The sequence below is a fragment of the Methylobacterium sp. E-025 genome, from assembly GCF_022829705.1.
GTDB lineage: Bacteria > Pseudomonadota > Alphaproteobacteria > Rhizobiales > Beijerinckiaceae > Methylobacterium.
Map to the genome: position 1 here is coordinate 44,878 of NZ_JAKSYR010000109.1, position 13,399 is coordinate 58,276.

Below are 13,399 nucleotides of genomic sequence, written 5' to 3' on the forward strand. Positions count from 1 at the left end.
ATCCTTATGGATTCGGCGCCGCCTCCCTCTCGCATTCCTACGGCGCGTCCGGCCACTCTGACGATCACGGCAAGCAGGTCGCCGGGGCGGATCGGTCGAAGCGGACCGGTCGGCCCACGACCGCGTTGCCGGCTCCTCGTCCGGACGCCCGCCATGCTCGACCTCGTCTTCCTCGCCGGAGGCCTCGCCTTCTTCGCCCTCGCGGTCGGCTATGCCGGCCTGTGCGCGCGCCTGTGAGGGCCCCGCCATGCCCTACGGCCTGTCTCTCGACCTGACCCTCGGCGCCCTCGTGACGGTCGGCCTCCTCGCCTACCTCGCCTACGCCCTCGTCCGCCCCGAGCGGTTCTGAAGGACACCAAGCCCATGACCGTGAACGGCTGGATCCAGATCGCGCTCTTCTGCGCGGTCGTGCTGGCGCTCGTGCGCCCCCTCGGCGGCTACATGACCCGCGTGTTCGCGGGCGAGCGGACGTTGCTCTCGCCCGTGCTCAAGCCGATCGAGCGCGGGCTCTATCGCCTGGCCGGCATCGACCGGACCCACGAGCAGCACTGGCTCGCCTACGCCACCGCGATGCTCGTCTTCCACGCGGCCGGCTTCGTGCTGCTCTACGGTCTGCTGCGGCTGCAGGCGGCCCTGCCGCTGAACCCGGACGGGCAGGGCGCCGTGGCGCCGGACCTCGCCTTCAACACCGCGGCGAGCTTCGTCACCAACACCAACTGGCAGTCCTACGGCGGTGAGACCACGCTCTCGTACCTGTCGCAGATGCTGGGGCTGACCCACCAGAACTTCCTGTCGGCCGCGACCGGCATCGCCCTGGCCGTCGCCCTCGTCCGGGGATTCTCGCGGGCCTCGGCGCGGACGGTGGGCTCGTTCTGGGTCGATCTCACCCGCTGCACCCTCTACCTGCTGCTGCCGCTCTGCGTCGTGTTCACGCTGTTCCTGGTCTGGCAGGGCATCCCGCAGACCTTCGGCGGCGCCGTCGCGGCGACGACGCTCGAGGGCGCGCCCCAGACCATCGCGGTCGGGCCGGTGGCGAGCCAGGTCGCGATCAAGATGCTCGGCACCAACGGCGGCGGCTTCTTCAACGCCAACGCCGCCCACCCGTTCGAGAACCCGACCGCGCTGTCGAACTTCGTGCAGATGGTCTCGATCTTCGCGATCGGCGCCGCGCTCACCAACCTGTTCGGCCGCAGCGTCGGCGACGAGCGTCAGGGCTGGGCGATCCTGGCCGCGATGGCCGTGCTGTTCGGGGCCGGGATCGCGGTCACCTACGGCGCCGAAGCCGCCGGCAGCCCGGTCCTGAACGCGCTCGGGCTTCCCGGCGGCAACATGGAGGGCAAGGAGATCCGGTTCGGGATCGTGGCCTCGGCGCTGTTTGCCGTCGTCACCACCGCCGCCTCCTGCGGCGCGGTCAACGCCATGCACGACTCGTTCACCGCGCTCGGCGGCATGATCCCGCTGATCAACATGGAGCTCGGCGAGATCATCGTCGGCGGCGTCGGCGCCGGGCTCTACGGCATGCTGGTCTTCGTCATCGTCACGATTTTCGTCGCCGGGCTGATGGTCGGGCGCACGCCGGAATACCTCGGCAAGAAGATCGAGGCGCGCGAGGTGAAGATGGCGATGCTCGCCATCCTCTGCCTGCCGCTGATGATGCTCGGCGGCACCGCGCTCGCCACCGTGGTCGCCGCGGGGCTCGCGGGGCCCGCCAATGCCGGCCCGCACGGCTTCTCCGAGATGCTCTACGCCTTCACCTCGGCGGCGGCCAACAACGGCTCGGCCTTCGGCGGCCTGACGGCGAACACGACCTTCTACAACACCACGCTGGCGGCCGGCATGCTGGTCGGGCGGTTCTTCGTGATCGTCCCGGCGCTCGCCATCGCCGGCGCGCTCGCCGCCAAAAAGACCGTGCCGGCCTCGTCCGGAACGTTCCCCACCGACGGCGGCCTGTTCGTCGGGCTCCTCGTCGGCGTGATCCTCATCGTCGGCGGCCTGACCTTCTTCCCGGCGCTGGCGCTGGGGCCGATCGTCGAGCACCTCGCCGGCGGCCTCGGCCAGACCTTCGCCGCGGGGGGCTGACCCGTGGGCCGCACCCTCCTCCACGCCGCCCCCCGCACAGCGCCCCGCCCCTTGCCGCGGCGCAAGCGGGGCGCGCAGCGCCCGCGCCCGGCCGTCGCCGGGCGCCGCCCGCCGGTCCGGGTCTCCGACCTGATCCTGGCGATGCTGAGCCTCACCCTCCTCGGCGCCCTCGGCCTGATGGCCGGCGCCGCCCTCCTCGGCCGCGCGCTCGGACACTGAGCCCGCCGGCCCTCCCCCGCATCCGGACGAAACCCCATGTCCCGCCCCTCCCAGACCCTGCTCAGCACCGCCCTCGTCGGCCCGGCCCTCCTCGGCGCGCTGCGGAAGCTCGATCCGCGCCTGATGGTGCGCAACCCGGTGATGTTCGTCGTCGAGGTCGTCGCCGCGCTCACCACGGTGCTGTTCGTCCGCGACGCCGCGACGGGCGCCGAGAACCTCGCCTTCTCCGGGCAGATCATCCTGTGGCTCTGGTTCACGGTGCTGTTCGCCAACTTCGCCGAGGCGATCGCCGAGGGGCGCGGCAAGGCGCAGGCGGATTCCCTGCGGCGCACCCGCACCGAGACCATGGCCAAGCGGCTGACGGGTGCGGGCCGCGCCTTCGAGACCGTCCCCGGCAACGACCTCAAGGTCGGCGACGTGGTGCTGGTCGAGGCCGGCGACATCATCCCCTCGGACGGCGAGGTGATCCTCGGCATCGCCTCGGTCAACGAGGCGGCGATCACCGGCGAATCCGCCCCGGTGATCCGCGAATCGGGCGGCGACCGCTCGGCGGTGACCGGCGGCACGCAGGTGCTCTCCGACGAGATCCGGGTGCGGATCACGGCCGCGGCCGGCTCGACCTTCGTCGACCGGATGATCGCGCTCGTCGAGGGCGCCGCCCGCCAGAAGACCCCGAACGAGATCGCGCTCAACATCCTGCTCGCCGGCCTGACCCTGATCTTCGTCTTCGCCGTCGCCTCGATCCCGAGCTTCGCCTCCTATGCCGGCGGCGCGATCCCGCTGATCGTGCTGGTCGCGCTGTTCGTGACGCTGATCCCGACCACCATCGGCGCGCTGCTCTCGGCCATCGGCATCGCCGGCATGGACCGGCTGGTGCGCTTCAACGTGCTCGCCATGTCGGGCCGCGCCGTGGAGGCGGCCGGCGACGTCGACACGCTGCTCTTGGACAAGACCGGCACGATCACGCTGGGCAACCGTCAGGCCACCGCGTTCCGCCCCGTCCGCGGCGTCACCGAGCAGGAGCTCGCCGACGCGGCGCAGCTCGCCTCCCTCGCCGACGAGACGCCGGAGGGCCGCTCGATCGTGGTGCTGGCCAAGGAGAGCTACGGGATCCGCGCCCGCGACATGGCAAGCCTCGACGCCACCTTCGTGCCGTTCACCGCACAGACCCGGATGAGCGGCGTCGACCTCGCCGGCTCGCAGATTCGAAAGGGCGCCGTCGATTCGATCGTCGCGGCGGTGAGCGGCGGCCCGGTCGCGACCCGGGGCTCCAGCGCGGCCCTGGCCTACGCGCCGACCGCCTCGGCCGAGAGCGTCGAGGAGGTCCGCGCCATCGCCGACGACGTCGCCAAGGCCGGCGGCACGCCGCTCGCCGTCGCCCGCGACGGACGCCTCCTCGGCGTGGTGACGCTGAAGGACATCGTGAAGGGCGGCATCCGGGAGCGCTTCTCCGAGCTGCGCCGCATGGGCATCCGCACGGTGATGATCACCGGCGACAACCCGGTCACCGCCGCCGCGATCGCCGCCGAGGCCGGCGTCGACGACTTCCTCGCCCAGGCCACCCCCGAGGACAAGCTGGCGCTGATCCGCCGCGAGCAGGCGCAGGGCAAGCTCGTCGCGATGTGCGGCGACGGCACCAACGACGCCCCCGCCCTCGCCCAGGCCGACGTCGGCGTCGCGATGAACACCGGCACGGTGGCGGCGCGCGAGGCCGGCAACATGGTTGACCTCGATTCCGACCCGACCAAGCTCATCGAGATCGTCGGCATCGGCAAGCAGCTGCTGATGACGCGCGGCGCGCTGACCACCTTCTCGATCGCCAACGACGTGGCGAAGTACTTCGCCATCATCCCGGCAATGTTCCTCGGGCTCTATCCGCAGCTCCAGGCGCTGAACGTGATGGGGCTCGCCTCGCCCCAGAGCGCGATCCTGTCGGCGATCATCTTCAACGCGCTGATCATCGTCGCGCTGATCCCGCTGGCCCTGCGCGGCGTGGCCTACCGCGCGGTCGGCGCCGGCGCGCTGCTGCGCCGGAACCTAGCGGTCTACGGCCTGGGCGGAATCCTGGTGCCCTTCGTCGGCATCAAGGCGATCGACCTCGCCGTCACCGCGCTCCGCCTCGCCTGATCCTCCCCCTTCGCGTCACGAGACACCGCCATGCTGACCCAGCTTCGCCCCGCCCTCGTCCTGCTGATCGCGCTGACCGCGCTCACCGGGCTCGCCTATCCGCTCGCGATGACCGGCCTCGCCGGCCTCGCCTTCCCGAGCCAGGCCGCCGGCTCGATCGTCCTGCGCGACGGCAAGCCCGTCGGGTCGAGCCTGATCGGCCAGGCCTTCGCCGACGCGCGCTACTTCCAGGGCCGGCCGTCCGCGACCAGCGCCGCCGACCCGGCCGATCCCGCTAAGACCGTGCCGGCGCCCTACAACGCCGCGAACTCGTCGGGCTCCAACCTCGGCCCGACGAGCGCGGCGCTCGCCGAGCGGGTCGGCGCCGACCTCGCCCGCCTGAAGGCCGAGAACCCGGGCGTGCCGGTGCCGGTCGACCTCGTCACGACGAGCGGTTCGGGCCTCGACCCCGACCTCTCGCCCGCCGCCGCCCTGTTCCAGGTGAAGCGCGTGGCGGCCGCGCGCGGGCTCCCCGAGCCGGCCGTGCGCGACCTCGTCGAGGGGCAGGTCCGCGGTCGCTGGCTCGGCATCCTCGGCGAGCCGCGGGTGAACGTGCTGGCGCTCAACCTCGCGCTGGACGGGCTGGCGAAATAGGCGCTGGCCCATTCGGGCCCCGTTGCGGGTAGGATGCGCCCCCGATGCCCGAGCCGAGCCGAGACCCGTCCCGCCCCTCCCCCGACGCGCTGCTCGAAGCCGCGCGCCGCGAAAGCCGGTCGCGCGGCCGGCTGAAGATCTTCCTCGGCGCCGCGCCGGGGGTCGGCAAGACCTACGAGATGCTGACCACGGCCCAGGCCAAGGCCCGCGCCGGCCTCGACGTGGTGATCGGCGTGGTCGAGACCCATGGCCGCGCGGAGACCGAAAGCCTCGTCGCCGGGCTGGAGGTCGTCCCGCGCCGCGCCGTCGCCTACAAGGGCACCCGCCTCGACGAGATGGATCTCGACGCGCTGCTGGCCCGGCGCCCGGCCCTGGCGCTGGTCGACGAGCTCGCCCACACCAACGCGCCGGGCTCGCGCCACCCGAAGCGCTACCAGGACGTCGAGGAATTGCTCGACGCCGGCATCGACGTCGACACCACCCTCAACATCCAGCACGTCGAGAGCCTGAACGACGTCGTCGCCCAGATCACCCGCATCCGGGTGCGCGAGACCGTGCCCGACGGCATCCTCGACCGGGCCGACGACATCGAGGTGATCGACCTCAACCCCGACGACCTGATCCGGCGCCTCGAGGACGGCAAGGTCTACCTGCCCCGCAACGCCGCCCGCGCGCTGCGGCACTACTTTTCCCGCGGCAACCTCACGGCCTTGCGCGAGCTGGCGCTCCGCCGCACCGCCGACCGGGTCGACGACGAGCTCCTGAGCCACATGCGGGCCAACGCCATCCCCGGGCCCTGGGGCGCGGGCGAGCGGGTGCTGGTCTGCGTCAGCGAGGATCCGCGCGCGGCCGGGCTGGTGCGCTACGCCAAGCGCCTGGCCGACCGCCTGCACGCGCCCTGGACCGCGCTCTCGGTCGAGGGGCCGCGGGCGCAGGCGCTGTCGGAGGCCGCGCGCGACCGCATCGCCGACACCTTGCGGCTGGCCGACCGGCTCGGCGGCGAGGCGGCGACCGTGCCGGGCTCGCGGCGGATCGCCGACGACATCCTGGCCTATGCGCGGAGCGCCAACGCCAACCACGTCGTGGTGGGCAAGTCCGAGCGCTCGCGGCTGTTCGAGATCCTGAACGGCTCGGTGGTGCACGACCTCGTGCGCGGCTCAGGGCAGATCAGCGTCCACGTCATCGCGGGCGAGGCGCAGAGTGGGGAGGCGCAGGGCGGGGACGCGGCCGGGCCGAAGAGCGTGCGCACGGCCGCGGAGCCGTCCCGCTCGGCCTGGCCCTACGCGGTCGCGCTCGCGGCCGTCGGGGGCGCCCTCGGGATCGCGCTCGCCCTGCAGCCGATGCTCGGCGTCGAGAACGCCGACCTCGTCCTGCTCACCGCCGTGGTCGCCGTGGCGGTGCGCTTCGGCCTCGGGCCCTCGCTCGCCGCCGTGGTGGCGGCCTCGCTCGCCTACAACTTCTTCTTCCTGCCGCCGCTCTACACCTTCACCATCGCCGACCCGACCAACGTCGCCGCCTTCTGCCTGTTCACGCTGGTCGCCGTGCTGGTCTCGAACCTCGCCGCGCGCACCCGCCAGGAGGCGGTGGTCTCGCGGGCGCGGGCCGTGGCGAGCGAGCGGCTCTACGGCTTCAGCCGCAAGCTCGCCGGCTGCGGCACCCTCGACGACGTGCTGTGGGCGACCGCCTACCAGATCGCCGCGAGCCTCGACGTCCGCGTCGTGCTGCTCCTGCCCGAGGCCGGCGCGATCGCGGTGCGCGCCGGCTACCCGCCGGAGGACACCCTCGACGCGGCCGACCTCGCCGCCGCCAAGTGGGCCTTCGACAACGACCGGGCGGCGGGCCGCGGCGCCGACACCCTGCCCGGCGCCAAGCGCCTGTTCCTGCCGATGCGGACCGGCCGGGGGACGCTCGGCGTCATCGGCCTCGACGCCGACCGGGCCGGGCCGATCCTCTCGCCGGAGAGCTGGCGCCTCCTCGACGCGCTCTCCGACCAGGGCGCGCTGGCCATCGAGCGCGTCCGCCTCGTCGAGGACCTCGACCGGGCCGAGCGCGCGGCCGAGACCGACCGCCTGCGCCAGGCGCTGCTCACCTCGATCTCGCACGACCTGCGCACGCCGCTCGCCGCCGTGCTCGGCGCGGCCACGACGCTGCGCGACCTCGACGACGCCCTCGACGCCCCCGCGAAGGCGGATCTCCTCGCGACCGTCATCGCGGAATCCGAGCGCCTCAACCGCTTCATCGCCAACCTCCTCGACATGACCCGCCTGGAGGCCGGCGCGGTGGTGCCCAACGTCGCGCTGCACGACGTCGCCGAGATCGCCGACACGGCCTTGCGCCGCCTGGAGGCGATCCTGTCCGGCCACCGCGTCGTGGTGGAGATCGCGCCCGGCCTGCCGCCGCTGCGGCTCGATCCGGTGCTGTTCGAGCAGGTGCTGGTCAACCTCCTCGACAACGCCGGCAAGTACGCCCCCGAGGGATCGACCATCCGCCTGCGCGGGCGGCGGGACGGGATGCGGGTGCGGATCGAGATCCTCGACGAGGGCGGCGGCCTGCCGGAGGCGGACCTGGAACGGGTGTTCGACACGTTCTACCGCGTCGCCAAGGCCGACAGCGTGCGGGCCGGAACCGGCCTCGGCCTGCCGATCTCCCGCGGCTTCATCGAGGCGATGGCCGGCACGGTCGTCGGCGCCAACCGCCGCGACCGCTCCGGCGCGGTGTTCACCATCACCCTGCCGGTCCCCGCCGAGCCCGCGCGGACCGCCTCGGATCGGGCGGCATGACCCTGCACATCCTCGTCGTCGACGACGAGCCGCCGATCCGGCGGCTGCTGCGCACCGGGCTCGGGACCCAGGGCTACGCCGTGCTGGAGGCGCCCGACGGCCGCACCGCCCTGGAGACCCTGGGCCGCAAGGCGTCCGGCCACGAGACGGTGGACCTCGTGATCCTCGATCTCGGGCTGCCCGACATGCGCGGGCACGACCTCCTCGCCCGGATCCGCGCGGCGCATCCCGCCCTGCCGGTGGTGGTGCTGTCGAGCCGCGACGACGAGACCGGCAAGGTCGAGGCGCTCGACCTCGGGGCCGACGACTACGTCACCAAGCCCTTCGGCATGGGCGAGCTGCTGGCCCGCATCCGCACGGCGCTCCGCCACCAGCTCGCGACGGAAGGGCAGCGCCCGCTGTTCCAGGTCGGGCCCCTGAGCGTCGACCTCGTGCGCCGCATCGTCCGGGTGGAGGGGCGCGAGGTGAAGCTGACGCCGCGCGAGTACGACTTCCTGCGGGTGCTGGTGCAGCATGCCGGCAAGGTGCTGACCCACGCCCAGCTGATGGGCGCGGTCTCGGCCTCGTCCGACCCGCAATACCTCCGGGTCTACATGCGCCAGCTCCGGCAGAAGCTGGAGGCCGATCCCGAGCGCCCGCGCCTGCTGCTCACCGAGACCGGCGTCGGCTACCGCCTGCGCGCGCCCGACGACGGGCTGTCGCGCTGACGGCGTCCCCGATGCGGATCTTTTCCTGAACGAACAGGTCCGGCGCGGGTTGTGCAGGCCGCGATCCCGTTCGGATCGCAAACCCGTCCGCATCGCAAGGCCGCCCCGCCCCATGAACACCACGACCCCGGATACGACCTTGAAAGCCGCCGACTTCGCGGCTCCGACCGTCCTGCTCGCCGGCACGGTGGATTACGACATGTACCGGGACTTCCGGGCCCAGATCGGAAAGGCCCCGTGCGAGGGGCTGGTCGTCGTCGAGCTGACCACGCTCGGCGGCGACCCGGAGGTCGCGCGGATGATGGGCGAGGACATCCGCTTCAAGAGCGCGATGAACCCGCAATGCCGCTACGCCTTCCTCGGCAAGGCGGCGATCTACTCCGCCGGCACCACCTTCATGAGCTTCTTCACCCGGCAGAACCGCTACCTCACCCCCGGCACGCGGCTGATGATCCACGAGCGCAAGCTCGCCAAGGAGCTCCGGATCAACGGTCCGCTGACCACCTGCATCGCCACGGTGAAGGCGACGCTCCACGAGATCGAGTGCTCGATCGCGATCCAGAACGAGGGCTTCGCCAACCTCGTCGAGGGCTCGAGCGTGACCCTCGACCAGGTGATCGAGCGGGCTCCCTACAATTGGTACATCGAGGCCGAGGAGGCCCGCACCCTCGGCCTGATCGAGGCGGTGATCTGAGGCTCATGCCGAGTCTTCAGGCCAAGCCTCGTAGGTGAGAACCCATGAGGTCCAGCGGACGACCGCCGCCCGGCGGTCGAGGGGGCCGACCCTCGATGAGCCGGGCTCACCGAGGGTCGGCATCAGAACGCCAGCTTCATCCCGGCGACGAGGTTGCGCGGGGCGCCGGCATAGATCGAGCCGGTGGTGCCGGCGAGCACGCCCGCGCCGTTCTGCAGCCCGGTCGTCGCGCTGATCGTGTCGGCGAGGTTCTGGGCCGAGGCGGCGTAGACCGTGTCGAACAGGTTGCGCACCTCGACGTAGAGCGTGAGGCGCTTGGCGTAGCCGCCGGGGAGTTCCGTCGCGTAGTGGACGTTGGCGTTGACGATCGCGTAGCCCGGCGCCTTCAGCTGGTTGGCGTTGTCGAGGTAGAAGTCGTCCTGGAACACGGTCTCGACGAAGGCGCCGAGCCCGGCGAGCGGCCCGGCCGGGACGTCGTAGCCGACGCGGGCGAGCAGCTGGTTGGCCGGCACCCCCGGGATGCGGTTGCCGGCGCGGTCGAGGCGGCGGGTCAGCGCTCCGGCGCTGAGCTGCTCGACGTAGCGGGTGTAGACCTGGTCGTCGAAGGTGTAGGCGGCGACGATGCGCCAGCCCGGCGCGAAGGCCCAGTCGGCGCCGACCTCGAGGCCGCGGTGCTCCGAGGCCGGGGCGTTGAAGGTGTAGCTCTGCAGGCCGGCCCCGGGCGATTGCGAGACGAGCTCGTTGCGGAAGATCTCGTAGAAGCCGGTGACGCTGAGGCGCAGCCCCTCGACCGGCGTCCAGTCGGTGCCGAGGTCGAAGCCGAGGTTCTCCTGGGTCTGCAGCCCGGTGTTGTTGCCGGGCAGGCCCGCCGAGGTCACGAACAGGTTGCTCGCCGCCGGCGTGGTGTAGCCGGTGGCGACGCGGCCGCGGAACGCCCATTCGGCGCTCGGGCGGTAGACCAGCGCCAGTTCCGGGGCGACGTTGAGGAAGCTGCGGTTCGCGTCCGCGATCGTCGTGGTCGCGCCCGCGGCCGCGTAGGCGTAGGCGAGGCTGCGCCCGGTGATCGACGTGGTCTCGGCGCCGATGCCGACGACGCCCGTCCACTGCTCGGAGAGCGCGACCTCGGTGCGGGCGCGGCCGCCGAGGTTCGACTGCACCGCCTCCTGGTCGCCGATCAGCGCGCCCAGCCGCGGGCCGCCGTAGGGCGCGCGGTTGTAGGTCGAGATCCGGTTGTCGATGGTGCTGTAGGCCAAAGCCACGTAGCCGACCGCCGGCAGGCCGAACAGGTCGTAGCGCCGGGTGAGGTCGGTGAGAAAGTTCCAGGACGGGTACGAGCCCCGTGACGCGGTCGCGTAGAACGGCTGGTTGAAGTTGCGCTCGTCGAAGCCGAGTTGCGTGCGCCAGGTGGTCTGGGCGTCGATGTCGTGCTCGTAGCGCGCCGCCACGATCGTGCGCCGGTCCTTGCGCTCGAAGCCGGCCTCGTCGGCGGTGACGCCGACCCTTCGGCCGTAGGCGCCGTTGACGAAGAGGTTGGTGAGCGAGCAGCCCGCCGCCGCGGTCGCCGCCGCCGCGCAGCCGCGCTGATAGGGGTTGGTGCGGAACTCGGCCAGCGACGACCGGGCGGCGAGGTCCGCGTGCAGGTCGTTGTTGATCACCTTGAGGGTGAAGCGGTTGTCCGGCGTCGGGGTGTAGCTCGCCAGCAGGTCGATGGTCTGCGTGTCGTAGGACGAATGGTCCTGGTAGCCGTTGGCGCGCACGTCGCTGGAGAACAGGCTGATCTCGAACGGGCCGCTGACGCCGCCGACCGTGAAGGAGGTGCTGAGATAGCCGAAGCTGCCGGCATCGGTGCCGATCTCGTAGCCGTTGATCTCGCGGCCGGTGCGGGTGCGGAAGGCCAGCGCGCCGCCCGTGGCGTAGTTGCCGAACAGGGCCGATTGCGGCCCGCGGAACACGTCGATGCGGGAATAGGCCCGCGGGTCGGAGAGGTCGAAGCGCGCGGCGCCGTCGGGCTGGGTCAGGACGAAGCCGTCCTCCAGCACCACCGTGTTCTTGATCACGCCGGTGGAGCGGGCGTTGTTGCCGCGGATCGAGATGATCACGTCGCGCCCGCCGTTGCCCTGGCGCACGGTGACGCCGGGGCTGTTGGCGAGCACCGCGCCGACGCTCGTCGCCGGCCGGTTCTCGATCGTGTCGCGCCGCCCGATCCCGGTCACGACCTGCCCGACCGGATGCTCGATGACGCTGGGCGCCGAGCCCTGCGGCGCGGCGACGCCGAAGGGAATGCCGGCCGCCGGTGCCGGCCCGTCGCGCTCGCCGACCACCGAGAGCTCGGAGAGCGTGACGCTCTCCTGTGCCTGTGCCTGCGCGACGGCGAGCGGGCTGGCGGACAGGAGGAGGAGGCCGGCACGCAGCCGGAGCTTGGGCAGGAAGGGCATCGGGCGGGCTCGTCTGATCGGGAGGCAGGCGGGATCGGCCCGCCGGAAGAGGTTCGCGATTCGATCAGAGCAGGGTCGGCGGTGCCCTCGGCCGGCCGGCGATCCGGGGGCGATGCGGGGTGCGGGCGGGCGGCGGGGTCGGCCAGGCGACGGGCGACCAGCGCAGGACCCGCGCCGCCGGCTGCGGTGCGGCGACGACCGACGCGGCGAGCCCCACGGCGCAGAGCGGGCAGGCGTGGCAGCCGGGAACGAGCGGAGCCGGCTCCCCCGCGGCGTCGGCTACGCCGGCATGGCCGCAGATCGCCGACAGGCCGAGCGGCGCGGCGTCGGGCGCCATCCGCAGGGCGGCGAGCGGCACGATCGACTGCGCCCAGATCGCCAGCAGGATCAGCGCGGTGCCGAGGGCGCCGACGCGCTTCGCCCGACCCGTCACAGGACGGCCTGGATCTGCCGGAGGGCGAGCCCGTGCCCGGCCGCGAGATCGAGCGGGCCGACGAAGCCGCCGTTCCGGTCCATCAGGTAGACCATCAGCGTGTGCTCCAGGGTGTAGTCGCCCCCCGGCAGCGGGACCTTCTTGGAGAAGACGCGGTAGGACCGCGCCACCCGGTCGATCTCCTCGCGGGTCCCGGTCAGCCCCGTGATCGAATCGCTGAACGAGCCCATGTAGTCGCGCAGCACCGCGGCGGCGTCGCGCTCGGGATCGAGGGTGATGTAGTAGGCGCCGATGTCGCCGCCGGCCTTGTGCAGGTCGTCGATCAGGTTGGAGAGGTCGGCCAGCGTCGTCGGGCAGACGTTCGGGCAGCGGGTGAACCCGAAGAACACCAGGAAGGGCCGGCCGGCCAGCGTCGCCGAATCGAGGATCCCGCCCTTGGACGATTGCAGCCGGAACGGGCCGCCGACCACCGACATCGCCGGCTTGGCGGGCCCGCGCGGCAGCATCGCCACGACGCCCCCGGCGATGCCGAGGATGCCGACGAGCACCGCCGCGAGGATGCCGTAGCCCGCCCGGCGCTGGGCCGGCGTGACGGGCGGCGGATCAATGGGCATGATCGTGGCCGCCGGCCGCCCCTTGCGCGCCCTCGGGGGCCTTCGCGCCGATCGCCTCCACCGCGAACTCGACCGGGACGGTCCCCGCCTTCTCGAACCGCAGCGTGCCCTTGACGCGCTCGCCCTTCTTCAAGGGCGCCGTCAGGTCGACGAACATCATGTGGTAGCCGCCGGGCGCCAGCGTCACCGTGGCACCGGGGGCGATGACCAGGCCGCCCGGGACCGGAGCCATCTTCATCACGGTGCCGTCCATCGTCATCGAATGGATCTCGACGTGGTCCGCCCCGGTCACCGTGGCGCCGAGCAGCGTGTCCGGCGCGGTGCCGGTGTTGGTGACGCTGAGGTAGCCGCCGCCGACCTTGGCGCCGTTCGGGGTCGCCCGCGTCCAGGGATGGGCGATCGCGAGCGCGCCGGCCTTGTACTCGTGGGCGCCGGCCGGGACCGCGAGCAGCGCGAGGGCGACGAGGGAGCCGGTCGCGCGGCGACGGAACAGCTTGGACATGGCAACTCTCCTGAAGGGGGCGGTGTCGGTCGCGGCCGCGGGCGGCCGGGCGGTTGGGCGGTTGGGGGACGGCGTCCCGGGCATGCCGGCTCGCGCGATCGCGAGGGGCCGAGCGACGGCGATGCGGCAGGCTGCATCGGTCGATGCGGGCCGAGGCCTTCCCGGAGCACGGCTTT

At 72.6% G+C, this 13,399-nt stretch carries 12 protein-coding genes; 8 read left to right on the plus strand and 4 right to left on the minus strand.

Features of this window, described 5'->3' with window-relative positions; all coding sequences use genetic code 11:
• Positions 1–247: 247 nt before the first annotated feature.
• From MKK64_RS14945 to MKK64_RS14980, 8 genes are all read left to right on the plus strand, one after another.
• Positions 248–349: a K(+)-transporting ATPase subunit F gene (locus tag MKK64_RS14945; protein WP_210246746.1), complete on the plus strand. Its 102-nt coding sequence runs from the start codon at positions 248–250 to the stop codon at positions 347–349.
• Positions 350–363: 14 nt separating this feature from the next.
• Positions 364–2,079 (plus strand): potassium-transporting ATPase subunit KdpA, encoded by a 1,716-nt coding sequence (kdpA, locus tag MKK64_RS14950; protein WP_243933466.1) that lies wholly within the window; start codon positions 364–366, stop codon positions 2,077–2,079.
• Positions 2,080–2,082: 3 nt separating this feature from the next.
• Positions 2,083–2,298, plus strand: a complete 216-nt coding sequence (locus tag MKK64_RS14955; RefSeq protein ID WP_243933467.1) for a hypothetical protein — start codon at positions 2,083–2,085, stop codon at positions 2,296–2,298.
• A gap of 36 nt (positions 2,299–2,334) precedes the next feature.
• Complete coding sequence (kdpB, locus tag MKK64_RS14960) at positions 2,335–4,425, plus strand: potassium-transporting ATPase subunit KdpB (protein ID WP_243935698.1); 2,091 nt, start codon at positions 2,335–2,337, stop codon at positions 4,423–4,425.
• A gap of 30 nt (positions 4,426–4,455) precedes the next feature.
• The gene (locus tag MKK64_RS14965) at positions 4,456–5,058 is read left to right on the plus strand and encodes a K(+)-transporting ATPase subunit C (RefSeq protein WP_147843526.1); all 603 of its coding nucleotides are present in this window, start codon (positions 4,456–4,458) and stop codon (positions 5,056–5,058) included.
• Between the two features lie 44 nt (positions 5,059–5,102).
• Complete coding sequence (locus MKK64_RS14970; RefSeq protein ID WP_243935699.1) at positions 5,103–7,838, plus strand: sensor histidine kinase; 2,736 nt, start codon at positions 5,103–5,105, stop codon at positions 7,836–7,838.
• Positions 7,835–8,545, plus strand: coding sequence for a response regulator (locus tag MKK64_RS14975; protein WP_147728118.1), 711 nt, complete (start codon positions 7,835–7,837; stop codon positions 8,543–8,545). The genes MKK64_RS14970 and MKK64_RS14975 overlap by 4 nt, the downstream gene beginning before the upstream one ends.
• 112 nt (positions 8,546–8,657) lie before the next feature.
• Complete coding sequence (locus MKK64_RS14980) at positions 8,658–9,239, plus strand: peptidase S14 (protein WP_147728117.1); 582 nt, start codon at positions 8,658–8,660, stop codon at positions 9,237–9,239.
• A gap of 122 nt (positions 9,240–9,361) precedes the next feature.
• Here the strand turns inward: MKK64_RS14980 and MKK64_RS14985 are convergent, their stop codons facing one another.
• The 4 genes from MKK64_RS14985 to MKK64_RS15000 all read right to left on the minus strand — a co-directional run bounded on the left by MKK64_RS14985 (position 9,362) and on the right by MKK64_RS15000 (position 13,223).
• Entirely contained in the window at positions 9,362–11,674 is a 2,313-nt protein-coding gene (locus tag MKK64_RS14985) for a TonB-dependent receptor family protein (RefSeq protein ID WP_243935700.1), read from the minus strand.
• 64 nt (positions 11,675–11,738) lie between these two features.
• On the minus strand, positions 11,739–12,107 hold the full coding sequence (locus tag MKK64_RS14990) for a DUF2946 family protein (protein WP_243935701.1): 369 nt from the start codon (positions 12,105–12,107) through the stop codon (positions 11,739–11,741).
• Positions 12,104–12,721 carry an SCO family protein gene (locus tag MKK64_RS14995; RefSeq protein ID WP_243935702.1) on the minus strand — a complete coding sequence of 206 codons (618 nt, stop codon included), beginning with the start codon at positions 12,719–12,721 and terminating at the stop codon, positions 12,104–12,106. Before MKK64_RS14995 ends, MKK64_RS14990 begins: the two co-directional genes overlap by 4 nt.
• Positions 12,711–13,223, minus strand: coding sequence for a copper chaperone PCu(A)C (locus tag MKK64_RS15000; RefSeq protein ID WP_147729784.1), 513 nt, complete (start codon positions 13,221–13,223; stop codon positions 12,711–12,713). The genes MKK64_RS14995 and MKK64_RS15000 overlap by 11 nt, the downstream gene beginning before the upstream one ends.
• Positions 13,224–13,399 lie beyond the last annotated feature (176 nt).